Source organism: Robertmurraya korlensis (genome assembly GCF_023715225.1).
In the GTDB taxonomy this organism is placed as follows: domain Bacteria; phylum Bacillota; class Bacilli; order Bacillales; family Cytobacillaceae; genus Robertmurraya_A.
The window spans coordinates 1-440 of the sequence record NZ_JAMBNS010000118.1 but is presented as its reverse complement, the minus strand read 5'-3'; the positions used below and the strand labels follow the sequence as shown (position 1 = coordinate 440).

The following is a 440-nucleotide window of genomic DNA, read 5'->3' as shown; positions in this document are numbered from 1 at the left end:
AGCTAGTACAACAATGGCGTAAAATGGAATATGTGTTTGTTGCGGTTGGTGGCGGTGGCTTAATTTCAGGTGTCGCGGCGTTTTTGGGGGAAGTCGCACCGCATGTCAAAGTCGTGGCGGTCGAGCCAGAAGAAGCAGCCTGTTTAAAAATTGCTTTAGCCACTAACGAACGCAAACGTCTGCCCCAAGTGGGGTTGTTTGTCGATGGGGTGGCAGTCGCGCAGCTGGGTGAAATACCGTTTGACGTCTGCCGTATGCCAAAAAGCGATAACTCAGGTCCCGTGGTCGAGCCTGATGTGGTCACTTGTAGCAATGATGAAGTGTGTGCGGCAATTAAAGACGTGTATGATGAAACCCGCACCATCGTCGAGCCTGCAGGCGCGTTGGCAGTCGCGGGTATGAAAAAATACATCGAAGATCATAATCTACAGGGCAAGAAC

General features: G+C 51.1%; 1 protein-coding gene. It reads left to right on the top strand.

What is annotated here, in order from left to right; genetic code table 11:
• On the top strand, window positions 1–440 hold a 440-nt coding region (locus tag M3175_RS26055; RefSeq protein ID WP_251524608.1), incomplete at both ends, for a pyridoxal-phosphate dependent enzyme.